This window comes from Bacteroides sp. L10-4 (assembly GCF_013373675.1).
In the GTDB taxonomy this organism is placed as follows: Bacteria; Bacteroidota; Bacteroidia; order Bacteroidales; family Bacteroidaceae; genus Bacteroides; species Bacteroides muris.
This window is the reverse complement of sequence record NZ_JABXJH010000010.1, coordinates 62,836-86,629: the sequence shown is the minus strand read 5'-3', so window position 1 is coordinate 86,629 and position 23,794 is coordinate 62,836. Positions and strand designations below refer to the sequence as shown.

Here is a 23,794-nt window from a genome sequence, read left to right as displayed (position 1 = left end):
GATGAGGATATCTATGATGTGATGATTAACAGGTCGGAAGAGATGAACCATATATGCGATATTTACAAATTAAAACTAGCAAGCTGAACTTGCGAAACTTAAATTAATAATCATATTCAACTTGCTTATTATCAATTCATAGCAGCTTTACAAACTCTTCATCAGTAATAAAGCGTTACTTTATCTGCGATAAAGCAGTACTTTAATACTAATAAAGCAGTACTTTAACGCGTATAAAGCGGCACTTTAGTATCGATAAAAAAGTATAAAGCAGAAAGGTTCTGTCTTTCAGAGCATTGCTGCTACCACATTGCAGCAACAGGCAAGTGATGAACAATTCCTGATTCACACAAATAATAGAAAACTTAATATAAAGATGAATTCTTTACTTTCCCGTGCTCTTGAGCTTCAACGTGTTGCTCATGAGTTGATGTATTTTGGCATGGACGGTACTCCCGTCTATTCCGATACGTTTTGTCGATTGAACAAGGAGGTGCTTGTTCAGTCCGATTCCCTTTTTCCCGTTCAAGGTTCCGATGTTGAAGAGGAGGCGAATTTGTGCCTGGCTCTTTTGATGGGGTATAATGCTACCATTTATGATGATGGAGATAAAGAGCAAAAGAAACAGGTTGTCTTGAATCGTGCTTGTCAGGTTTTGAGTCGGCTTCCGGCTTCTTTGCTCAAAGTCCGTTTGCTAGCTTATATGTATGGTGAGGTTTATGAGGAATCTTTGCTTCAGGAAGCTCATGCTATTATAGATGGTTGGGGTAAGGAAGTCATGACGGCAGAGCAAGTGGAGTTAGTGAAGGAGTTGAGGAATATTGAGGAGAATCCGTATCCGTTTGAGGAAGTTGAATAGGATTTGGGTGTGATAAGGAAATCATAAAAAAATAGATAACTTTTATTGATATGAAAGCATGTTTTATGGGGTTGGGCTATATTGGCCTGCCTACTGCGATTATTGCTGCTAAACACGGAATTCAGATTATCGGGGTTGATATTAATCCCAAAGTTGTAGAAATGACTAATCAGGGTAAGTTGCATATCATTGAGCCAGGTATGCAGGAGCTTCTTCAAGAAGTCGTTACTACCGGTCAGTTGAAGGCTTCTACAACTCCGGAAGTGAGTGATGCCTATTTTATGGTGGTGCCTACTCCTTTTAAGGGAAATCATGAGCCTGATATTTCTTACGTGGAAGCTGCTACCCGTGCCGTAATACCTTTGTTGAAAGAGGGAGATTTGTATGTCATAGAATCTACATCACCGGTAGGTACTACTGATAAAATGTGTGATTTGATATTTGGATTACGTCCGGAATTGAGAGATAAAATTTATATTGCTTATTGTCCGGAGCGTGTTCTTCCAGGGAACGTCATTTATGAGTTAGTTCATAATGATCGAGTTATTGGCGGTCTGAATGAAGCTTCTACAGATAAGGCCATTGAGTTTTATAGTAGGTTTGTACAAGGAACACTCCATCGCACTAATTGTAAAACGGCAGAAATGTGTAAACTGACAGAAAACTCCTCCCGTGATGTACAGATAGCTTTTGCCAATGAACTCTCTCTGATTTGTGACAAAGCAGGAATCAATGTCTGGGAATTGATAAACTTGGCGAACAAACATCCTCGTGTGAATATCCTTCAACCAGGTTGTGGTGTTGGAGGACATTGTATAGCGGTTGATCCTTATTTCATTACGGCAGAATTTCCTATGGAATCTAAAATCATATCTACCGCTCGCGAAATCAATAACTATAAAGCATTCTGGTGTGCAGAGAAAGTGCAGAATGCCATGTTGAAGTTTGAATTGGAATATCATCGTAAACCTATCATTGCCATGATGGGACTGGCCTTTAAACCCGATATTGATGATTTGCGTGAAGCTCCTGCCAAGTATATTACTACCAAAGTGATGCAAAGCTGTAATAATGCGGATATATTAGTCGTGGAACCTAATGTGCAGGAGCACAACGTGTTTAAACTTACGGACTATAAAGAAGCCTATGAGAAGGCTGATATAGTCGTTTTTCTGGTTGCTCATTCTGTATTTAAATCTTTGCCACATAATGACCGGAAAGTAATTCTTGATTTTTGCGGAATCTATAAGAAATAATTAATCCCCTATAGCATGAAGAAAATTATGTTGGTTTTCGGGACTCGTCCCGAAGCCATAAAGATGGCTCCCCTGGTGAAAGAATTTCAGAAATATCCGGAGGAGTTCAAGACAATCGTATGCGTTACCGGTCAACATCGCGAAATGCTTGATCAAGTGTTACATATATTTGATATTACTCCTGACTATGATTTGAATATTATGAAACAAGGGCAGGATTTATATGATGTGACAGCCCGTGTTTTGACGGGGATGCGGGATGTCTTGAAAGAGGCACAGCCGGATGTTGTTTTGGTTCATGGTGATACAACCACTTCTACGGCTTCGGCATTGGCTGCTTTTTATCAGCAGATTCCGGTGGGGCATGTAGAGGCGGGACTTCGTACTCATAATATTTATAGTCCTTGGCCAGAGGAGATGAATCGGCTGATAACAGGACGCATTGCTACTTATCATTTTTCTCCCACACCGTTAAGCCGACAGAATCTGTTGGATGAAGGGGTAAAGGAATCTTCTATTATTGTGACCGGAAATACGGTAATAGATGCACTCTACATGGTTGTAGATAAGATAAAGAGCGATAAGAAACTTGATGAAGAATTGGAAGGTGTTTTGAGAACTTCCGGTTATGACATTAACCGTTTGCAGGATGGAAAGAGATTAGTTTTGATAACAGGTCATCGTCGTGAAAATTTCGGTGACGGATTCATGTCTATGTGTAAGGCTATTCAGTCTCTTACAAAACGATATCCCGATGTTGACTTTGTTTATCCGATGCATTTGAATCCCAATGTTCGCAAACCCATTCATGAAGTATTTGGTGAGGATTTATCCAATTTAGGAAATATGTTTTTTATAGAGCCTTTGGAGTATCTCTCTTTTGTTTATCTGATGGAGAAATCTACTATTGTTCTGACAGACAGTGGTGGTATTCAGGAAGAAGCTCCCGGACTTGGGAAGCCGGTACTTGTGATGCGTGATACGACGGAACGTCCGGAGGCATTGGAAGCTGGTACGGTGAAGTTGGTGGGAACAAATTATGATAAGATTGTAAATGAGGTCTCTGCTTTGCTGGATGATGAGGCGCATTATGAGGAAATGAGTAAGGCGGTAAATCCTTATGGGGATGGGAAGGCTTGTGCCCGTATTGTAAATATGTTTATACTGAAATGATATATGTTGTAGCCTTTATCCTGATTCTCTATAGTTGGATACTCGTTGATTTGAAACATTATAGAAAGCTTTCTTCTGTATGTATATGTGTAATAATCGTATTTTTGATTTTAATTGCCGGATTAAGATATAGAGTTGGAGGTGATTCTTTACATTATATAGATACATATACTTCAATGCCTACATGGAAAAATTGGGAATTCTTTAGTTTTGATGAAGGATATGGTCCATTATGGTATTTATTTTGTGCGATATCTAAAACGTTAGGTGCTGATTTTGTATACCTTCAATTATTACATGCTATAATAGTAAATCTTACTTTTTTGTATGTATTTAAGAAGCGAAGTGTAAATGTAATATCTTGTTTTCTGATATATTTTCTAATATATTATATTTATTATAATATGGAGATATTACGTGAGGCATTAGCTGTTTGTATTTTTTGTTTTAATATTTCTAATCTTATAGAAAAAAGATATTTTAGATACTATTTAGGATGTCTTTTTTCTATAGGTTTTCATTTTTCAGCATTGGTGTTGTTAGTTTTTCCTTTGCTGAATTACTTATTAAAGGCAAAATATGCCAACTGGTTATTAGGAATAGGGGGAGGAATTGTTCTGCTCGTTTTTTTTTATATCCTACCTAATCACTATATGATTTTTATGGATTTTATGCCTATTATAGGATTGAAATTGAAATCTTATTCTACATTGGAAATGAATAATGTATTGGGTATTATGTATTATGCAATTTCTTTTGTGGCATTTTTGGGTTTTTATTTGATTGCAAATAAAAATGGATTTATGAGTAAGCAGGATAATTGTATAATGAAGATGTTACTTCTGTTTTTGTTTTTAGGAGCAATGAATCAAGGATTAATGAGAATCGCAAATTATTTGATTCCATTTGCAATTCCATATGTAGTAAATGTTGGCTATTCTTTGATTACAATGGAAAAATTTGCTTATAATAAAATATTATTTATAGGGTGTTTCGCTTTTTTGATATTTCAAAAAAGTTATTATTATTTGGCTGATACTTCTCATTTAGCAGTTCATACAAGACAATATGAGTTATGGTATCCTTATGAATCAGTCTTTAAGCCTATTAAACATACTCATAGAGAGTTGATTTTCTATAATGCGATGTATAATCAATCTGTAATAAGAACAAGTGGAGAATAATAGTATTAAAAAAAATATTATTTATAGTGCTATCTTGACAACAAGTAATTATGTAATACAGTTAGTTACTTTTCCGTATTTATCTCGTATATTGGGGGTAGAAAATATTGGAATAGTAAATTTTGTAGATGGAGTTGTAAATTATTTCATAATGATTTCAATGTTGGGATTGAATATATTAGGTATTCGTGAAGTGGCTAAAGCCTCTAATGATATTAGTAAAAGGAATAGTATATTCTCCGTTTTGTTTTCTATAAATTTGTGTTTCACTATTATTGTAACTTTAATATATATTAGTTTGATATATTTGGTACCACAATTTTATGAAAAACGTGATTTGTTGTTATTAGGTATATTTAAATTGTTGTTCAACTTGTTTTTAATAGAATGGTTTTACAAAGGAATTGAAAACTTTAAATATATAACTGCACGCACTTTAGTATTGAGGATTATTTATCTTTTTTCGTTGTTTATTTTTGTGAAAAATCGTAATGATATATATGTTTATTATATCATAACAGTTTTGCTCGTTGTTTTTAATGCTGTTGTGAACTGGATTTATTCGCAAAGATTTGTATTATATAGTTGGGCACATGTTAGAACATTTAAATTATATATAAAACCCTATATCTATCTAGGTTTTTATTTGATATTAACCTCTGCTTATACTACATTTAATGTTATATATTTGGGATTCGTTTCTTCTGAAAGGGAGGTTGGTTATTATGTGACAGCACTAAAGATATATATAATAATATTGGGATTATTTACTTCTTTGACAAATGTGATGATGCCTCGTATGTCAGCTTTGTTGTCTAATGGTAGTGTAATCGAATTTAGAAAGAAAATAAATGCTACATATTGGTTGTTTTTTTCGGTTAGCATACCTCTTGTATTTGCAATCATACCATTGTCTGATGCTATTATAGCTATTATTGCAGGAAATGGATATGAAGGGGCTGTATTACCTATGCAATTGATTGTTCCTTTGATACTGATAGTTGGAATAGCTCAAGTGTTCGTGTCTCAAATTCTTATACCTCTTAAAAGAGATGCTGTTATTTTAAAAATAGCTGTAGTTGGGGCAGTTGTAGGATTATCATTTAATTTGACTTTAGTAAGTAATTTAGCTTCTGTAGGTACGGCAATTACATTATTGTGCTCTGAACTTTCGGTTACTATTTTTCTTTTTTGCTATATGTTCCGGCATAGATTGTTATTTATACCTATTAATAGTATAAAATTGAATGTGTTTTATTCAATTCCATATTGGATTATTGTTGTTCTTCTGAAGGGAATATTGACTGATAATTGGCAAATATTATTATTATCTTTTGTTCTTTGCTGTATGTATTTTTTGTTGTCTCAGTTTTTCTTTATTAAGAATCCATGGATTGTATCTTTTGTTCAAAATTATATTAAGTATAAAAATAGTAAGTGATGACAAATAGAACTCATGTTATTGCATTTTATTTACCACAATTTCATCCGACAAAAGACAATGATAGATGGTGGGGGAAAGGATTTACCGAGTGGACTAATGTAGGAAAAGCTCGTTCGTTATATCCAGGACATTATCAACCTAGAGTGCCAGCTGATTTGGGATATTATGATTTGAGATTGCCTGAAGTTAGAAAAGAACAAGCAGTTCTTGCTCGAAAAGCTGGAATTGAAGCTTTTTGCTATTATCATTATTGGTTTGGAGAAGGAAAGCAAGAGCTTGATTATCCATTTAAGGAGGTTCTAAGGCTTAATGAGCCAGATTTTCCTTTTTGCTTGTGTTGGGCTAATGAATCATGGCATGCAAAATTTTGGAATAAAGATGGAACTTGTCAGAAGAATTTGCTAATAGAACAGCGGTATCTAGGGGTAGAGGATTATATACTTCATTTTAAATCTTTGTTGCCTGCTTTTAAAGATAAACGTTACTTTAAGATAGATGGTAAGCCGGTATTTATGATATATAGGCCTTTTGAGTTTCTTGATGTAGCCAATTTTATATCTGTGTGGAAAGATTTTGCAAAAAAAAATGATATAGGTGATATTTATTTTATTGCCCAAGCAACAATACGCTCAGATATAGATAAAATGCTTTCATTAGGTTTCAATGCTGTTAATTATGTGGGACTATGGGAATGGAAGACTGATAATCTTTTTTTGAATAAACTTAAAAGACGTTTCTGCTCTGATATATTAAAAATTCCATATATCCATAAATATTCGGATATGGTAAGAAAAATGTCTTTGATGAATCGTGAATATGAAGATGTAAAGGTCTTTCCAACAATAATACCTAATTGGGATCATACTCCAAGAAGTGGTACTGGTGGATATATTTTGCATGGTTCAACTCCAGATTTATTTCGAAAGCATGTTAATTCGATTTTATATAATATGAAAAATAAGCCTCAAGAACAGAAATATGTTTTTTTGAAGTCTTGGAATGAATGGGGAGAAGGAAATTATATGGAGCCTGATTTGAAGTATGGTTTAGAATACATAAATGTTTTATCGCAAGAGTTGAAAAATGAAAAGTAAAGTAATATTAACAATGATATATGATATCAAGTTATTTCCACCAGTGATATCTATATGTAACATATTGTCGGAATTAAATTATGAAATAGTATATATCGGTGGTTGTTCGAATGTGGCCATTGAAAGGGCATTGATAGAAAAAAATCATGTAAAATTCTATAAGACACCATTGTATGGTGGAAATGGAATGCAACGAATAATTCAACAGTGGAAATATCGAAAGCAAGTATTGAAAGTATTGAAAACTGAGTATAGCTCCAAAAATACATTTTTGTGGTTGTTACATTCTGAAACAGTCAGTCTATTTTCTGGTGTATTAGAACGTTATAATACGATATCTCATTTGTTTGAATTTAAGAATCCATCACAAAAATGGGCATACAAACTATTAAATCCTTTTTCTTCTTTTGAGGATAATTTAAAGAAGTCGAAGAAAATTATTTGCTGTGAGTATAATAGGGCTCATATCACTAAGGCTATTTATAACTTAGAAAAATTACCTTATATATTGCCCAATAAGCCTTATAATAAACAATCGGAGGAATCGGTAGTATTGCCTCTTTCTATACAGGAAATAGTAGCAAAATACAAGAACAAGAAAATTATATTGTATCAAGGTATTTTTATTGCTGAAAGAAAAGTTGATGATTTTATAGAGGCTGTAAATTTATTGCCAAATGATTATGTCTTGTTTCTTATGGGGGGAGGAACTTCTTTATATGATGAGTTAAAAAATAAATATCAAAGTGATAGAATAGTTTTTTTGCCATTTTTAGCCCCTCCTTTGCATTTAGAAATAACCAAATTGGCACATATAGGAATACTTGTGTATATAGTAAATGGAGTTCCTATTAATCATGCAATTAATGTATTGTATTGTGCTCCGAATAAGCTTTATGAATATTCTAAATTTGGAATTCCAATGGTTGCCAATGATTTACCAGCATTGAATATGGCTTTTTATCAAAACAAAGCAGGGGTTTGTTTGCGGTCATTATCTGCAAAAGAAATTAGTGAAGCAATACTTAAAATTGATTCTGATTATGAGGGATATTCTCAATCATCTTATCAATTATATAATAGTATTGATATGGTTGATCTTGTAAATAGTATCGTAAGTGATGAAGGTTGAACTTTGGGGAACATATCCTCCTCCAATTGGTGGAGTTTCCATTCATATATATAGATTGATTCATAATTTGCATAAATTGGATTCTTCTATAATATTGCGTAATTTTGGGAAACATGTACCTGATATTTCCTATGTAAAACGCGTGTCTTATCCTTGGATGGAGTTTCTTCTTTTACCTTTTAGAAAGAAGAAAGTGATTCATTTACATTCCAATAATCTTTCTGCATTTGCTTTATTTCTTCTGTTAGGAGGAAGACATAAGGTTGGCGTTACATTACATAATCAGAATCTGATAAGGGAAACCTCTTATATTAAAAGAAAAATTATTCAGCTTTTTCTTCAAAATGCGGCTTTTGTTATTTTAAATGATGATAATTATTCAGTAAAGTTATGTTCGTACTTTCGATGTTCAAATGATAAATTCCATATACTTCCTGCTTTTTTGCCTCCGACCCAATCCGAATATTTAGGATTAAGTAATGAAATACTACTTTTTAGGAAGCAACATTCTTTTTTATTTTCAGCAAATGCTTATAAGCTACGTTATGAAAATGGCATTGATATATATGGTTTTGATTTATTGATACAGTTAGTGAAATCTTTGAAAGAGAAAGGTATTAATGTAGGGCTTGTTTTTTGTTTACCAATGATTGGAGATATGGAATATTATCAGAGATGCCTTTCTTTGATAAAAGAAATGAATATTGACGATAATATTTTAGTTGTACAAAAAGAAATGCCTAATGGATTTGAGGTTTGGAAATTATCTGATTTGTTTATCAGACCTACATATACTGATATAGAAGGCATTTCTGTAAAGGAAGCTCTGTATTGTGGTACTCCTGCTATAGCAAGTGATGTTTGCAAAAGGCCTAGTGAAGCTATTTTATTTAAAAATAGGAATTACGAAGATTTGGAGGAAAAAGTTTTAGCTTTCTATAAGAATCATAATCAATCTCAAATTAGAAATGTCTCTTTTGTAGATAGTACGGTTTCACAATTATGGGATATATACAAATCTGTATAATAATATTATTGATTTTGCATTAAAATAGATTCTGTTGAGTATTAGAAGGTGTTATAAAGGAAATTAATCATGAAGCAAATAATTCAAGATATGAAATCAGGGAGGACTGTACTTGAAGAAGTTCCGGTTCCTCAGGTAAAATCAGGTTATGTCTTGGTTAAAACATCTTGTTCTTTAGTGTCTTTAGGGACAGAACGTATGCTTGTCGAGTTTGGAAAGGCAAATTTGATAGACAAGGCTCGTCAACAGCCTGATAAAGTAAAGCAAGTACTTGATAAGATAAAGACAGATGGTTTACAACCTACATTGGAGGCTGTTTTTAATAAATTGGGACAACCATTGCCTTTAGGGTATTGTAATTCCGGTGTAGTGGTTGCTGTAGGAAATGGAGTTACAGAATTTAAGGTGGGCGATCGTGTAGCCTCTAATGGACAACATGCCGAGTATGTTTGTGTACCTAAAAACTTGGTAGCTAAAATACCTGAAAATGTTTCGGATGAAGAAGCTGCTTTTACTGTAATTGGGTCTATAGGTTTGCAGGGTATTCGTTTGTTGAATCCGCAACTGGGAGAAACCGTTGTTGTAATCGGGTTAGGGTTGATTGGACTGATAACGGCTCAATTATTGAAAGCAAATGGGTGTAAAGTCATAGGAATTGATTTTGATGAAGAAAAGGTGGAATTGGCCCATACTAAAGGAGTGATAGGGGTAAATCCTGCTAAAGGAACAGATTCTGTAAAATATGTGCTTGAAGAAACATATTCACATGGGGCTGATGCTGTATTGATTACTGCTTCTGCTAAAACAGATGAAGTGATTCATCAAGCGGCTGAGATGTCAAGGAAAAGAGGCCGTATTGTCCTTGTAGGTGTGATAGGGTTGGATATTCGTAGGGATGATTTTTATAAAAAGGAGTTGTCATTCCAGGTTTCTTGTTCCTACGGTCCGGGACGTTATGACGAAGATTACGAAAATAAAGGGATAGATTATCCGTTACCTTTTGTACGCTGGACAGAAAAAAGAAATTTCGAGACTGTTTTGCAGGCAATATCCATGGGGAATATTGATGTGAAATCATTGATTACTGAAGAAGTGGATTTGAAGGATTATGAAAAGATATATGGGGACATGCGTAAACATGGTTCTATCGCTTCTATCTTGAAATATCCCGTTGATGCAAAACGAAATACGATAGTTGAGGTTGCTTCTGCTGACTTTTCAGCAACAAAAGGACAAATAGGCATTATTGGCGCCGGAAACTTTACATCGGCAACGATGCTGCCTGCTTTGACGAAAGCAGGAGCGCATATTCGGTATATTGCGAGTGCGCAAGGTTTGTCTGCTAAAGTTCTGGCTCAAAAGGCCGGTGCCATGAAAGCAACTTCTGATTACAAGGAAATCTTGAAAGATGAGGCTGTGGATTTGGTAATGATTACAACCCGTCATAATCTTCATGCTTCAATGGTGCTGGATGTATTACGAGCAAAGAAACATGTATTTGTGGAGAAGCCGTTGTGCTTGAATCAAATGGAATTGAATGAGATTACTGAAACTTATCGGGAAGCACAAAAGAATGGAGTAACATTGACTGTGGGGTATAACCGACGTTTTTCTCCTTTCGCGGTGAAAATGAAACAGCTTTCCGGAAGCGGAGTGAAAAATATTGTGGCAACTATGAATGCCGGATTTATACCGTCTGAAGTATGGGTGCATGATTTGAAAGTGGGAGGAGGACGTATTATTGGTGAGGCTTGCCATTTTATTGATTTATGCTCATTTTTAGCAGACAGTAAGGTTGTTGCCGTATGTATGAATGCAATGGGGGAAAACCCTGAAGAGAATACGGATAATGCGAGTATTTTGCTAAGATATGAGAATGGGGCGAATGCCGTGATAAACTATTTTGCTAATGGTAGCAAGTCTTATTCGAAAGAGAGAATAGAAATCTATACACAAGAAAAGACGCTGGTTCTTGACAATTGGAGAGAACTGAAAGGGTATGGTTGCAAAGGATTCTCTAAAATGAAAAAAGGCATGGATAAAGGACATACTACCCAATTTGCTTTATTGAATGATAGAATACAAAACGGAGGAGAAGCTTTAATTCCATTTGACTCTATTGTAAATACAGCCAAGGCATCGTTTGCTTGTATCGATAGCTTGAAGCAGAACAAGTGGATTGAGATTGAATAATTCTGTGTTCCTTATGAATAAACTTCTTCTTTATTTTCAGTTATTTCATAACATGGGAATAAAGTACTTTTTGTTTCGTATCCAGTATGAAATACGCCGTAAAGGGGGAATGTTGAAAAGAGCATACCCTATTTCTTGGGAGGATAAAGAATATTTGTCATTGGCGGATTGGAGAAAGCACGCAAAACCCTTTTTCTTTTCAAGTAGAAAGAGCGTGAAATTGACCCATACTGATAGTAGGGTACTTTCAGAGAAAGTCAATAGAATGAAGCGCGGTGAATATTGCTTCTTTTCTGCCGTTTGGTACAACCTTGGAACGGATTATGACTGGCTGACAAACCCTGATACGAACTATAAATATAACGCGAATGTACACTGGACGACAGTAGAGGATATTGTGCCTGAAGCAGGGGATATAAAGTATGTATGGGAAAAGTCCCGTTTTTCTTTTCTCTATGACATTATCCGCTATGATCAAAAGTCTGGTGAAAATCATGCGTCTTTTGTATTTTCTCAAATAGAGGACTGGATTCATAAAAACCCGCTTAATTGTGGACCTAATTATAAATGTAGTCAGGAAATATCTTTGCGTGTATTGAATTGGTTATTCGCACTTTATTATTATAAAGATTCGGTTGAATTGACGGAAGATGTTTTTAGGTTAATCATCCAGTCTGTTTATTGGCAAATAAAGCATGTATGTGCAAATATAAATTTTTCCCGGATTGCAGTGCGTAATAATCATGCAATAACGGAAACGTTGGCGTTGTATCTGATAGGTCTGTTATTTCCTCAATTTCCAGAATCTGGAGAGTGGAAAAAGAAAGGGAAAAAATGGTTTGAGCAGGAGATAAAATACCAGGTGGCAGAAGATGGTACTTATCTGCAATTCAGTATGAATTATCATCGGGTAGTGGTTCAGCTTTTGACATGGGCCATTACTCTGGCAGACAGAAATGGGGAGCGGTTCTGTGAAGAAGTATATAAACGTGCTTATCAGTCTGTGAATTTTTTGTATCAGTGCCAGGATGATTTGACTGGCTGGCTACCTAATTATGGCTCAAATGATGGAGCTTTGTTTTTTAAACTTAATGATTGCGATTATCGTGATTATCACCCTCAACTCGATGCGTTACATTATTTGCTTACTTCCGAGCATTTGTATGATCGGCAATATGAGGATAGAGAATGGTATTTGTGCGAGTGGAAAGCAAACCGACAGATGTATTCACCAATAAAAAAACAGTTTGGTTGCATTTCTTTTGATAAGGGAGGATATTATTGTATTCGTGAAAAGGATACTTTTTCTTTTATCAGATGTGGAAGATATAAGGACCGACCTGCGCATGCGGATAATCTGCATTTGGATATTTGGTATCAGGGAGAAAATTATTTGTTTGATGGGGGGAGTTATAAATACAATACAACAGAGAAGTTACTTCGATATTTTATGGGTACGGAATCTCATAATACAATAATGCTTGAAGGACATGATCAAATGTTGAAAGGATCTCGATTTATTTGGTATAATTGGTCGCAAGCAGAGTGGAGTTCGTTGAAAGAAACAGAGGATGCCTATATATTCGAAGGAAAAGTCTCTTGTTTTACTTATTTGAATAAGGGAATGAAACATTATAGAAAGATTGTAAAATGGAAAAACACATGTAAGTGGGAGATAGAAGATTGTATAGATGGTAAACCTCAAAATATGAATATGTGTCAGTTATGGCATACAAATAAGGATAATCTTAGCTTGGAATCAAACGGTGAAACTGTTGATACAGAACAATTATGCTCTAATTATTATGGCCAAACGACTAAATGTAGGCAAATCGAATTTCAGACTAAAAATAGCTCGATAAAAACAATCCTTCAATTTATATAAAATGAAAGTGCTTTATTTCCATCAACATTTTACCATTCCCACCCAAGCGGGGGGGACACGTTCTTATGAATTGGCAAAACATCTGATTTCCAGAGGCCATTCTGTTTGCATGGTTTGTGGTGAAACGGCCAAGCTGGATTTGCCGAACACAACGATGAAAAATGTTCATAGAGGAATGGTCGATGGTATAGATGTGATTCAGATAGCTTTGCCTTACTCTAATAAGGATGGCATCGCCAAAAGGGCATGGACTTTCGTGAAGTTTGGATGGAAGGGTATTCAAATAGCATTGAAAGAAGATTATGATTTGTTGTTTGCAACTTCTACTCCTTTGACAGCCGGTATTCCAGGCATAGTAATGAAGTTGTTCCGGAAGAAAAAATTTATTTTTGAAGTTCGTGACTTGTGGCCTGAATTACCTAAGGCCTTAGGTATGAAGAATCCTTTTTTATTGTGGGGGATGAATATTTTGGAGTGGTTGAGTTATCATTGCGCGGATGCTTGTGTTGGTCTTTCTCCTGGAATTTGTGAAGGAATTAAAAGAAGGAGCCAGTCGGGCAAGCGTATTTCGATGATTCCGAACGGGTGTGATTTGGAGATATTCAAGCCATCTTCACGTGATAATCTTTCGTTGGAGGGCATTTTCGAAACAGATAAAGTGGCGGTTTTTACTGGTGCACATGGAATTGCTAATGGTTTGGACGCAGTGTTGGATGCTGCTGCAGTGCTGAAGGCAAAGCAACGGACGGATATTGTGTTGGCATTTATAGGAGACGGTAAAATGAAACCGCATTTGATGGAACGAGCTCGAAAAGAGCAATTGGATAATTGTCGTTTTTATAATCCGATGCCTAAGAAGGAACTAAATAAAGTTGTTGCATCAGCAGATTTGGGTTTGATGGTATTAGCTGATGTTCCGGCTTTTTACTATGGAACTTCACCTAATAAGTTTTTTGATTATATATCTTCAGGATTGGCTGTCTTAAACAATTATCCAGGTTGGCTTGCTGATATGATTCAAGAAAATAAGTTAGGGATTGTTGTTCCTTCTAAGGATGCAAATGCTTTTGCCGAAGGCTTGATTTCTTTATTGGACGATGATACATACAGAGCAGAGTGTGGGCAAAGAGCTCGGGCATTTGCAGAAGCTAATTTCTCAAGGAAATTGTTAGCGGATAAATTTGTTTCTTTTTTAGAGGAAGTGATTTCTTTTGTATAAAAATCATTGTTGATAACCAATAATATAGCAAAAGGTTAAATAATCAATGTTTTGCCGGTATTTATATTGACTATTTATAGTCTATTGTTATATTTGCAAAATCAATTATTTAACAAAATCTAATTGGTATTAGAAAGGGAAGATATATAATGTGTTGTGTTGAAGTCATTAAAGATAATATTGTTGCTATTCAAACGGAATCGGCAATGAATAAAAAGGCTATGGATAAGGCTATTGATACTTATTTGGATATAATTTTAGATATTCAGAAAAACATACGTAGTTTGAATAAATCTATAGCTGAACTTTATGATTTGATTCATGATAATTTCTCTCAATTAACAAAAGAAGACTATTCTCAGATAGCTGATATGTATAAAAAGCTAATTCGGAATCTGATTGGATTATATACAACTTATCGAACATCCCATTTTTATTCCGGTATAAAAACCGATTTGAAGAATTTTAAAAATGGCATTGATGATTTGCAGGAGATAGGGAATGATATTAGAATATTTATTGTTTCACTTCCTCAAAATAATGATTATAGGAATTTGGTTGGTTTAATCAATAGCTTATAATTGTTGTGCTTGTTTTTTATTCCATTCAGGCATTTCGAAATGCCCTAACAAAGCTTTGTTCTAAGCCCAAAGAAGGTTATGGCAGTGTTGTGAAAGATATATGTAACTCATTTAAGGATAAATCTATAGAGGAAATTCGCATAAATCGGGACATGGTGCTTAATGAAGATAATTTTACTATTATCAAATTTAGAGTGCCCAATAGCGGACAGAAGCTAAGTAAAAAAGATGGTTTCAGACTTATTTATTTAGTTCATAAACAAAGAGAAGAGATTACTTTCTTATATATCTATCCCAAACGAGGACCACAAGGTTTGATTACCCTCAAAGACAATGATATAATCTCCTTATTGAAGGATTATGTTGACGAAAAACAAGATTTAGTATCTCATGATATAGCAGATAATTTGGGGTAATCTTTCGCACACAATCTTATTTTTTTGACCATGTATTCTCATTTTTTTAAGAGGGTGATTGACTTCATCCTCGTGTTTTGTGTGTTGGCTTTGATTTGGCCGATACTGCTTCTCGTTGCCCTTTGGTTGTATTTTGCCAATAAGGGTGCCGGAGTATTCTTTACTCAGGAGCGTCCGGGAAAGGATGGAAAAATCTTTCGGGTTATAAAGTTTAAAACCATGACGGATGAACGGGATGCGGAGGGTAATTTGTTGCCAGATGCCGTACGTTTGACAAAAGTTGGAAGTTTTGTACGTTCTACTTCGATTGATGAGCTTCCACAATTACTTAATGTCTTGAAAGGAAATATGGCTTTGATAGGTCCCCGTCCTTTATTGCCTCAATACTTACCGCTTTATAGTAAAGAGCAAGCCCGTCGTCATGAAGTCCGTCCGGGGATTACGGGCTGGGCTCAGGTAAATGGGCGCAACACCATTTCTTGGTCTAAGAAATTTGAATTGGATGTGTGGTATGTAGATCATTGTTCTTTTCTACTTGATTTGAAAATTGTTTTTATGACGATAAGAAAGGTATTTATAAGGGAAGGTATCAGCTCTGATACTTCGGCTACGATGGAAGTTTTTACTGGAAATAACTAATATCAGAAAATGTATTTATATGGTGCCAGTGGTCATGCCAAAGTGATCATTGATATATTACGTGCTAATCATGAACCGATTGAAGCATTATTTGATGATAATGAGAAAGTCCATCATCTTTTTGACTATCCCGTATTACGCCCGTCGAAGGTCTGCGGACCATTGATAATCAGTATCGGGAATAATGGCATTCGCAGGAAGATTGCCAAGGAGTTGAAGGTGGAATATGGCAAGGCTTTTCATTCTTCTGCAATTATATCTGAAGAAGCTGAGATAAGAGAAGGCTCGGTAGTTATGCAGGGAGCAATTGTGCAGTCGGATGCTTGTATTGGCAGCCATTGTATTATCAATACCGGTGCTTCGGTGGATCATGAATGTCTGATTGCTGATTATGTGCATATTTCTCCCCATTGTACGCTTTGTGGCAATGTGCAAGTTGGCGAGGGGACATGGATTGGTGCCGGCAGTGTTGTTATTCCGGGTGTTAAGATAGGGAAGTGGAGTATTATAGGTGCCGGTTCCGTTGTTACAAAGGATATTCCGGATGGTGTGTTGGCTGTAGGGAATAGGTGTAAGATTATCAAGAATATAGTTTTGTAAATCACGTAATTTTATGGATAAGAGAATTTATCTTTGCCTTGCTCATATGAGCGGCAAGGAGATGGGCTTCATACAGGAAGCCTTTGACACAAATTGGGTGGTTCCACTCGGTCCGAACGTGAATGCCTTTGAGCAGGAACTGGAACATTTTGTTGGTCAGAACAAGAAAGTGGTCGCATTGAGTGCCGGTACGGCAGCGGTGCACCTGGCTCTGCTGGCCTGTGGAGTGGGGCAGGGTGATGAAGTGATAGTACAGAGTTTTACATTTTGTGCCTCAAGTCATCCAGTGACGTATCTCGGTGCTACACCCGTATTTGTGGATAGCGAAAAGGATACTTGGAATATGGATCCTGTACTTTTGGAGGCAGCGATTCAAGACCGTATCAATAAGACGGGTCGGAAACCCAAAGCGATTGTTCCGGTGGCTTTATATGGAATGCCTTACAAGATAGATCAAATCATGTCGGTGGCAGATAAATATGATATTCCGGTTATAGAGGATGCCGCCGAAGGCTTTGGCAGCAAGTTTGACGGGCAAGTCCTCGGAACTTTTGGCAGATATGGCGTGCTTTCCTTCAATGGCAACAAGATGATAACGACCAGCGGTGGCGGTGCTTTGATTTGCCCAGATGAGGATGTCAAGAAAGAGATTATGTTCTATGCCACCCAGGCCCGTGAGTCCTATCCCTACTACCAGCACGAGCGTATAGGCTATAACTATCGGATGAGTAACATTTGTGCCGGTATCGGTCGCGGTCAGATGACGGTGGTGGATGAGCACATAGCACACCATAAGCATCTGTGCGGTCTGTATCGTGAGCTGTTGGCTGATGTGGAGGGAATCACGCTTCATGAGAATCCTTCGGAGTGTTATGACAGCAATTATTGGTTGAACACGGTACTGCTTGACGAGAATCTGCATGTGAGGGGTGAGGAGGATGCCTACCGTGAGACTGTGAAAGGTGCCGTAGGTGGTGCTGCGGGTGTTACGCATGAGTCGGTTAGCGCCCATACTTCTTGTGAACCCAATCGTAATGTGGAAGCCATGCGTATTTGCTTGGACAGAGCCGGTATCGAGAGCCGTCCCTTATGGAAGCCTATGCATCTTCAACCGGTTTATGCTCAGAGTCCTTCTTATGTAAATGGTGTCAGTGAGAGTTTGTTTAAGTGTGGTCTTTGCTTGCCGAGTGGTCCTTACGTGACGGAGGAGGATGTGAGATACATTGTGGATGAAATGAAGAAGAGTATACGATGAAATCTACATAGTATCAATTTTTTATGAACTAATTTTAGAAAACAGCTTCAGTGGGGCTGTTTTTTTTGTTTGTAGGCATATTTGAGATGCTTACCGAGAAGTCTTTCTTGACTTCGGGGGATGTTCATAATGTGATTCTCTGTGATATAGAGTCATAGTTGTGTGTTGCCACTCTTGCTTGAATAACCGTTCTTTGGTGGTGAATAATAACCAATAAACGTTTATCAATTATGGCAGTAGTAGCTTATTTAAGAGTAAGTACAGAAAAACAGTTTCTAGAGAATCAGCGCGAGGAAATTATACGATTCGCGGAAAAGAATGGGTTGAGCATCGACAGATGGTACATGGAGACGGTCAGCGGAAAAGTGAGTAGCAAAGAGCGTAAACTGGCGGGCTTGTTGGACCGGATGAAACCGGGAGACTCCTTGATTATAACGGAGATCTCACGGCTTAGTCGGACACTGCTGGAGATAATGACCATTCTTAACTCTTGCATCAAAAGGGGAGTGGTGTTGTACAGTACCAAAGAGGGGTATGTATTTCAGAATGACATCAATAGCAAAGTGCTGGGTTTTGCTTTTGGACTGATGGCTGAGATAGAGCGTAATCTGATTTCCATGCGTACCAAAGAAGCGCTGGAACGACGGAGGAAGGAGGGAAAGCATCTGGGCAGGAAGAAAGGAGACACGCCCAAAATGAAGATACTCTATGCGAACAAGAGGAAACTTGTGAGGGAGCACCAAAGAGGAGAGTCGTGTGCCGAACTTGCCCGGCAGATGGGAGTGTCACGGACTACGATGTTTCGTTTTCTGAGACGATATTGAGCAATTCGGCTAGACGAAAATGTCACAGGCGGGATTCCTTTTGACATGCTTCGGATGAACTTTTTCTGTATGTAATTTGTTGTGTATACATATAATTTGATAAAACTATGGCTACAACAAAATTTAAAGGACAACCGGTAAAGGTTATCGGTGAATTTATAAAGGTGGGCTCTGTTGCCCCCGATTTCGAATTGGTAAAAACAGATTTGTCTTCATTCTCTTTGAAGGAACTGAACGGGAAGAATGTTATCTTGAATATTTTCCCCAGCCTTGACACTGGTGTGTGCGCTACTTCTGTACGTAAGTTCAATAAACTGGCTGCCGGCCTGTCTGATACCGTGGTGCTGGCAATCTCCAAGGATTTGCCTTTCGCACATGCGCGTTTCTGTACAACGGAAGGTATTGAGAATGTGATTCCTTTGTCTGATTTCCGTTTTTCCGATTTTGATGAAAATTACGGGGTACGTATGGCGGACGGACCGCTTGCCGGTCTGTTGGCGCGTTCGGTAGTGGTTATCGGCAAGGATGGAAAGATTGCCTGGACGGAATTGGTACCTGAAATTACACAAGAACCAGACTATGATAAAGCTATTGCAGCTGTAAAGTAGAAAGATTGGATTTAGGATAAACAATGAAAAAGCGGTGGACGGAATTTTTATGCTCTCCACCGCTTTTTTAAAAGAGACGTATGGAGACGTCACCGGTAACCTGTCGTACGTTTGAGGAGTTCTATCATATAGACTGCCACCCGTTTGAGAAACAATACAAGGAGGTACTCGGCGGTTATCGCGCCTAGAATCAGCTTGAATGCGTTGACGAGTGGTTTCTGTTCATCGGCAATATAGGGTCTCGCCTGACAATAGACGAATCGTCGCTGTTCAATGGTGACATTTACACTTTTGCAACCAACCGCAATGCCTGAGAGAGCGAACTTTAGTGACCGTCGTAGCGGGTACTAAAATCCACACTTGACCTTTCTGATTCAATGCGTAAGATTGTCCGTACGGCTTTCTCTAAAGCCAGTCGCGTCATTGATTGATTATCCGATGCCATGGCTGAGTCATTCAATGTTAAAATCAAACTATTCTACGCTAATTTAAGAGGTGTAGCCGACAAGAAGTTCTTTCTGTTCCGTATCGCAAATCTATATGATTATCCCCACTGATTTGCTACTGACTCTGTACTTTCGTATAAAAAATGAATGAGTTCATTTTATTTTGCATTTCGTTTGCACTATCTTTGCAGCCTGAAACAGTAAAATAGAATGCACATTGGATTGGCTATATAGTTTATTTGTTGAGCACTCCGCCTTGCAGGCGGTTGTGGTACTCTCGCTGATTTCCGCTATCGGATTGGGATTGGGGAAGATACATGTTTGTGGCATTTCATTGGGAGTGACGTTTGTATTCTTTGCCGGCATCATTGCCGGGCATTTCGGGTTGTCCATAGACCCGCAGATGCTGAATTATGCGGAAAGCTTCGGGCTGGTGATATTTGTATATGCCTTGGGTTTGCAGGTGGGACCGGGCTTTTTTAGCTCTTTCCGTAAAGGAGGGCTACAATTGAATATGCTTGCTGCAGGGGTAGTATTCATCGGCACACTGCTGACTGTATTGGGCAGCTATGGATTGGGAGTATCCTTGCCGGACATGGTGGGCATACTTTGTGGTGCCACGACAAACACACCGGCACTCGGTGCGGCACAGCAGACATTGAAACAGATGGGATTGGAGACCAGTACGCCTGCTTTGGGGTGTGCGGTAGCATATCCGTTGGGAGTGGTAGGAGTTATTCTAGCCCTACTGTTCATCCGTAAGACGCTGGCACATAAGGAAGACTTGGAATTGAAAGAGAAGGATGACGTGAACAAGCCTTACATTGTTGCGTTCCAGGTGCACAATCCTGCCATCTTTAACAAGAGTATCAAGGAAATAGGCGGGCTGAACAGTTATCCGAAGTTCGTGATTTCCCGCTTGTGGCGGGATGGGAATGTGAGTATACCTATTTCGGAAAAGATTATAAAGGAAGGTGACCGTCTGCTGGTGATTACCTCGGAGAAAAATACGCCAGCCCTGACCGTGCTTTTCGGCGAGCAGGAGAATACCGATTGGAACAAGGAAGATATAGACTGGAATGCTATAGATAGCCAGTTGATTTCGCAACGTATCGTGGTGACGCGTCCGGAACTGAACGGCAAGAAGCTGGGCTCTCTTCATCTGCGTAATCATTACGGTATCAATATTAGCCGGGTTTATCGTAGCGGCGTGCAGTTGCTGGCTACGGCGGAGTTGACCTTGCAATTGGGTGACCGCCTGACCGTAGTGGGCGAAGCTGCTGCCATACAAAATGTGGAGAAGGTGCTGGGAAATGCTGTGAAAAGCTTGAAGGAACCGAACTTGGTGGCGGTATTTATCGGCATTGTCATAGGTTTGGCTTTGGGGGCAATTCCTATTTCCATTCCCGGTATCAGTGCTCCCGTGCGGCTTGGACTGGCAGGAGGTCCTATCATCGTAGGTATTCTTATCGGGACATTCGGTCCGAGGATGCACATGGTGACCTATACTACGCGCAGTGCGAACCTGATGCTCCGTGCATTGGGATTGTCTCTTTATCTGGCTTGCCTGGGACTGGATGCGGGTGCCCATTTCTTCGATACGGTATTCCGGCCGGAAGGACTGTTATGGATTGGCACAGGCTTTGCATTGACTGTGGTTCCGGTATTGATTATGGGTATCGTCACTTTCAAGTGGCTGAAGATAGATTTCGGAACAATGGCAGGTATGTTGTGCGGAAGCATGGCAAACCCCATGGCGCTAAACTACGCCAACGACACCATTCCGGGAGACAATCCGTCAGTGGCATACGCTACGGTTTATCCGATGTGCATGTTTCTACGGGTAATCATAGCCCAAGTGCTTCTCATGTTTTTCATTAATGGATAACGGATACTGGGGAATGAAGGACATTATCAATTATCAACTATCAATTAAATAACTATGGGAAATATAACTCCGGAAAGTATTGTTAATGACTTGCGTTATTTGCAATTATTATCACGTAGTTTTCCTACCATTGCTGATGCCAGTACGGAAATCATCAATCTGGAGGCTATTCTGAATCTGCCGAAAGGTACAGAGCATTTTCTGACGGATATTCATGGCGAGTATGAGGCTTTTCAACATGTGCTGAAGAATGCATCGGGGGCAGTGAAACGTAAGGTGAACGAAATATTCGGGCATACACTGCGCGAAAGTGAGAAGAAGGAAATCTGTACGTTAATTTATTATCCGGAAGAGAAGTTGCAACTTATCAAGGAGCAGGAAAAAGACTTGGATGACTGGTATTTGATAACTCTGAACCAGTTGGTAAAAGTATGCCAGAACGTTTCGTCCAAATATACCCGTTCGAAAGTACGCAAGGCACTTCCGGCAGAGTTCTCATATATCATTCAAGAGTTGTTGCACGAATCGAGCATTGAACCCAACAAACATGCCTATATCAATGTCATAATCAGTACCATTATTTCTACGAAGCGTGCGGATGACTTTATTGTGGCGATGTGCAACCTTATCCAGCGTCTGACCATCGACTCGCTGCATATCGTGGGCGATATATACGACCGCGGACCGGGTGCGCATATTATCATGGATACTCTCTGCGATTATCATAATTTCGATATTCAATGGGGTAACCACGATATTCTGTGGATGGGTGCCGCATCGGGTAATGATGCCTGTATTGCCAACGTAATCCGTATGTCGATGCGTTATGCCAATTTGGCAACGCTGGAGGATGGTTATGGCATCAATCTGTTGCCGCTTGCGACGTTTGCCATGGATACCTATGCGGATGACCCTTGTACCATTTTCGCACCGAAAATGAACTTTGCCGATGCGGAATACAATGAGAAGACCTTACGGCTGATTACACAGATGCACAAGGCGATTACGGTTATCCAGTTGAAATTGGAAGCGGAAATCATCAGCCGTCGTCCTGAATTCGGTATGGAGAATCGGAAACTGCTGCATCTGGTGGACTTCGAGCGTGGCGTGTTTGTATACGAAGGCAAGGAGTATCCATTGCGCGATGTGAATTTTCCTACCATAGACCCGGCGGATCCGTATCGGCTGTCGGACGAAGAGCGCGAATTGGTGCACCGGATTCATTCTTCTTTCATGAACAGTGAGAAAATGAAGAAGCACATGCGTTGCTTGTTTACGTATGGCGGCATGTATCTGGTGTGTAACAGTAATCTACTTTATCACGCTTCCGTGCCTCTGAATGCAGATGGAAGTTTCAAGCATGTTCACATCGGCAAAAAGGAATATTGGGGACACAAGTTGCTGCAAAAGACCGACCAGCTGATACGTACCGCTTATTTTGACGAGGATGGTTCGGAAGAGAAACAGTTTGCACTGGATTATGTATGGTACATGTGGTGCGGACCGGATGCCCCTTCCTTCGATAAAGATAAGATGGCTACTTTTGAACGCTATTTTGTGGCCGACACAACATTGCATAAAGAGACGAAAGGACATTACTATACCCTACGCAATGAGGCAGCGGTGTGTGACCGCATTCTTGAAGAGTTCGGTGTGAGGCCGGGATCACACTCGCATATCATCAACGGGCATGTGCCGGTAAAGACCATTAAGGGCGAAAAACCTATCAAAGCGGATGGTAAGCTGCTGGTGATTGACGGTGGTTTCTCAAAAGCCTATCAGCCGGAAACGGGAATTGCGGGATATACGCTGGTATATCATTCCCACGGCTTACAGCTGGTACAGCATGAACCGTTTCAAAGTCGTCAGAAAGCTATTGAAGAAGGGCAGGACATAAAGTCTACAACACTGGTTGTCGAATTCAATTCGCAGCGTATGATGGTAAAGGATACGGACAAGGGGAGTGAACTTGTTACGCAGATTCAGGATTTGATGAAGTTGCTGGTGGCATATAGGACGGGGCTGATTAAGGAGAAACAATAATTGGGGGATTAAGGATGAGGGCTTGCTG

At 38.4% G+C, this 23,794-nt stretch carries 20 protein-coding genes and 1 pseudogene; all 21 read left to right on the top strand.

Annotation, left to right across the window (positions count from 1 at the left end; all coding sequences use genetic code 11):
- Positions 1 to 376: 376 nt before the first annotated feature.
- The 21 genes and pseudogenes from HU824_RS05380 (at position 377) to HU824_RS05280 (ending at position 23,766) form a co-directional block, all read left to right on the top strand.
- Positions 377 to 859: a UpxZ family transcription anti-terminator antagonist gene (locus HU824_RS05380; protein ID WP_176468304.1), complete on the top strand. Its 483-nt coding sequence runs from the start codon at positions 377 to 379 to the stop codon at positions 857 to 859.
- 50 nt (positions 860 to 909) lie between these two features.
- Entirely contained in the window at positions 910 to 2,115 is a 1,206-nt protein-coding gene (gene wecC, locus HU824_RS05375) for a UDP-N-acetyl-D-mannosamine dehydrogenase (RefSeq protein WP_117588520.1), read from the top strand.
- 15 nt (positions 2,116 to 2,130) lie between these two features.
- The gene (gene wecB, locus HU824_RS05370) at positions 2,131 to 3,288 is read left to right on the top strand and encodes a non-hydrolyzing UDP-N-acetylglucosamine 2-epimerase (RefSeq protein WP_176468303.1); all 1,158 of its coding nucleotides are present in this window, start codon (positions 2,131 to 2,133) and stop codon (positions 3,286 to 3,288) included.
- A complete protein-coding gene (locus HU824_RS05365; RefSeq protein WP_120129840.1) occupies positions 3,285 to 4,472 on the top strand; it encodes an EpsG family protein in 1,188 nt (395 codons plus the stop codon). The genes wecB and HU824_RS05365 overlap by 4 nt, the downstream gene beginning before the upstream one ends.
- Positions 4,462 to 5,913: an oligosaccharide flippase family protein gene (locus HU824_RS20010; RefSeq protein WP_176468301.1), complete on the top strand. Its 1,452-nt coding sequence runs from the start codon at positions 4,462 to 4,464 to the stop codon at positions 5,911 to 5,913. Before HU824_RS05365 ends, HU824_RS20010 begins: the two co-directional genes overlap by 11 nt.
- Positions 5,913 to 7,010 carry a glycoside hydrolase family 99-like domain-containing protein gene (locus tag HU824_RS05355; RefSeq protein ID WP_120129834.1) on the top strand — a complete coding sequence of 366 codons (1,098 nt, stop codon included), beginning with the start codon at positions 5,913 to 5,915 and terminating at the stop codon, positions 7,008 to 7,010. The genes HU824_RS20010 and HU824_RS05355 overlap by 1 nt, the downstream gene beginning before the upstream one ends.
- The gene (locus HU824_RS05350; protein WP_117588525.1) at positions 7,000 to 8,142 is read left to right on the top strand and encodes a glycosyltransferase; all 1,143 of its coding nucleotides are present in this window, start codon (positions 7,000 to 7,002) and stop codon (positions 8,140 to 8,142) included. The genes HU824_RS05355 and HU824_RS05350 overlap by 11 nt, the downstream gene beginning before the upstream one ends.
- Positions 8,132 to 9,169, top strand: a complete 1,038-nt coding sequence (locus tag HU824_RS05345; protein ID WP_117588526.1) for a glycosyltransferase family 4 protein — start codon at positions 8,132 to 8,134, stop codon at positions 9,167 to 9,169. The genes HU824_RS05350 and HU824_RS05345 overlap by 11 nt, the downstream gene beginning before the upstream one ends.
- A gap of 69 nt (positions 9,170 to 9,238) precedes the next feature.
- On the top strand, positions 9,239 to 11,362 hold the full coding sequence (locus tag HU824_RS05340; protein ID WP_176468300.1) for a bi-domain-containing oxidoreductase: 2,124 nt from the start codon (positions 9,239 to 9,241) through the stop codon (positions 11,360 to 11,362).
- A 13-nt stretch (positions 11,363 to 11,375) separates the two neighbouring features.
- Complete coding sequence (locus HU824_RS05335; RefSeq protein WP_176468299.1) at positions 11,376 to 13,247, top strand: alginate lyase family protein; 1,872 nt, start codon at positions 11,376 to 11,378, stop codon at positions 13,245 to 13,247.
- A 1-nt stretch (position 13,248) separates the two neighbouring features.
- Positions 13,249 to 14,466 (top strand): glycosyltransferase family 4 protein, encoded by a 1,218-nt coding sequence (locus HU824_RS05330; RefSeq protein WP_176468298.1) that lies wholly within the window; start codon positions 13,249 to 13,251, stop codon positions 14,464 to 14,466.
- Between the two features lie 206 nt (positions 14,467 to 14,672).
- On the top strand, positions 14,673 to 15,047 hold the full coding sequence (locus HU824_RS05325) for a hypothetical protein (protein WP_176468297.1): 375 nt from the start codon (positions 14,673 to 14,675) through the stop codon (positions 15,045 to 15,047).
- Positions 15,048 to 15,052: 5 nt separating this feature from the next.
- Positions 15,053 to 15,463 carry a hypothetical protein gene (locus tag HU824_RS05320; protein ID WP_136009340.1) on the top strand — a complete coding sequence of 137 codons (411 nt, stop codon included), beginning with the start codon at positions 15,053 to 15,055 and terminating at the stop codon, positions 15,461 to 15,463.
- Positions 15,464 to 15,493: 30 nt separating this feature from the next.
- The gene (locus tag HU824_RS05315; protein WP_176468296.1) at positions 15,494 to 16,102 is read left to right on the top strand and encodes a sugar transferase; all 609 of its coding nucleotides are present in this window, start codon (positions 15,494 to 15,496) and stop codon (positions 16,100 to 16,102) included.
- Positions 16,103 to 16,111: 9 nt separating this feature from the next.
- Positions 16,112 to 16,702, top strand: a complete 591-nt coding sequence (locus HU824_RS05310; RefSeq protein ID WP_136009342.1) for an acetyltransferase — start codon at positions 16,112 to 16,114, stop codon at positions 16,700 to 16,702.
- A 13-nt stretch (positions 16,703 to 16,715) separates the two neighbouring features.
- The gene (locus HU824_RS05305; protein WP_176468295.1) at positions 16,716 to 17,957 is read left to right on the top strand and encodes a DegT/DnrJ/EryC1/StrS aminotransferase family protein; all 1,242 of its coding nucleotides are present in this window, start codon (positions 16,716 to 16,718) and stop codon (positions 17,955 to 17,957) included.
- 230 nt (positions 17,958 to 18,187) lie between these two features.
- Positions 18,188 to 18,781, top strand: coding sequence for a master DNA invertase Mpi family serine-type recombinase (locus HU824_RS05300; RefSeq protein ID WP_005831322.1), 594 nt, complete (start codon positions 18,188 to 18,190; stop codon positions 18,779 to 18,781).
- 107 nt (positions 18,782 to 18,888) lie between these two features.
- Positions 18,889 to 19,389 (top strand): thiol peroxidase, encoded by a 501-nt coding sequence (tpx, locus tag HU824_RS05295; RefSeq protein ID WP_176468294.1) that lies wholly within the window; start codon positions 18,889 to 18,891, stop codon positions 19,387 to 19,389.
- An 80-nt stretch (positions 19,390 to 19,469) separates the two neighbouring features.
- A pseudogene (locus tag HU824_RS05290) lies at positions 19,470 to 19,946 on the top strand (hypothetical protein).
- Positions 19,947 to 20,052: 106 nt separating this feature from the next.
- A complete protein-coding gene (locus HU824_RS05285; protein ID WP_176468293.1) occupies positions 20,053 to 21,723 on the top strand; it encodes a putative transporter in 1,671 nt (556 codons plus the stop codon).
- Positions 21,724 to 21,777: 54 nt separating this feature from the next.
- Positions 21,778 to 23,766: a fructose-1,6-bisphosphatase gene (locus HU824_RS05280; RefSeq protein WP_176468292.1), complete on the top strand. Its 1,989-nt coding sequence runs from the start codon at positions 21,778 to 21,780 to the stop codon at positions 23,764 to 23,766.
- Positions 23,767 to 23,794: the final 28 nt, after the last annotated feature.

Coding starts and splice junctions, on each gene's coding strand:
- HU824_RS05380 (WP_176468304.1), top strand. CDS start 377: ATGAATTCTTTACTTTCCCGTGCTCTTGAGCTTCAACGTGTTGCTCAT.
- wecC (WP_117588520.1), top strand. CDS start 910: ATGAAAGCATGTTTTATGGGGTTGGGCTATATTGGCCTGCCTACTGCG.
- wecB (WP_176468303.1), top strand. CDS start 2,131: ATGAAGAAAATTATGTTGGTTTTCGGGACTCGTCCCGAAGCCATAAAG.
- HU824_RS05365 (WP_120129840.1), top strand. CDS start 3,285: ATGATATATGTTGTAGCCTTTATCCTGATTCTCTATAGTTGGATACTC.
- HU824_RS05355 (WP_120129834.1), top strand. CDS start 5,913: ATGACAAATAGAACTCATGTTATTGCATTTTATTTACCACAATTTCAT.
- HU824_RS05350 (WP_117588525.1), top strand. CDS start 7,000: ATGAAAAGTAAAGTAATATTAACAATGATATATGATATCAAGTTATTT.
- HU824_RS05345 (WP_117588526.1), top strand. CDS start 8,132: ATGAAGGTTGAACTTTGGGGAACATATCCTCCTCCAATTGGTGGAGTT.
- HU824_RS05340 (WP_176468300.1), top strand. CDS start 9,239: ATGAAGCAAATAATTCAAGATATGAAATCAGGGAGGACTGTACTTGAA.
- HU824_RS05335 (WP_176468299.1), top strand. CDS start 11,376: ATGAATAAACTTCTTCTTTATTTTCAGTTATTTCATAACATGGGAATA.
- HU824_RS05330 (WP_176468298.1), top strand. CDS start 13,249: ATGAAAGTGCTTTATTTCCATCAACATTTTACCATTCCCACCCAAGCG.
- HU824_RS05325 (WP_176468297.1), top strand. CDS start 14,673: ATGAATAAAAAGGCTATGGATAAGGCTATTGATACTTATTTGGATATA.
- HU824_RS05315 (WP_176468296.1), top strand. CDS start 15,494: ATGTATTCTCATTTTTTTAAGAGGGTGATTGACTTCATCCTCGTGTTT.
- HU824_RS05310 (WP_136009342.1), top strand. CDS start 16,112: ATGTATTTATATGGTGCCAGTGGTCATGCCAAAGTGATCATTGATATA.
- HU824_RS05305 (WP_176468295.1), top strand. CDS start 16,716: ATGGATAAGAGAATTTATCTTTGCCTTGCTCATATGAGCGGCAAGGAG.
- HU824_RS05300 (WP_005831322.1), top strand. CDS start 18,188: ATGGCAGTAGTAGCTTATTTAAGAGTAAGTACAGAAAAACAGTTTCTA.
- tpx (WP_176468294.1), top strand. CDS start 18,889: ATGGCTACAACAAAATTTAAAGGACAACCGGTAAAGGTTATCGGTGAA.
- HU824_RS05280 (WP_176468292.1), top strand. CDS start 21,778: ATGGGAAATATAACTCCGGAAAGTATTGTTAATGACTTGCGTTATTTG.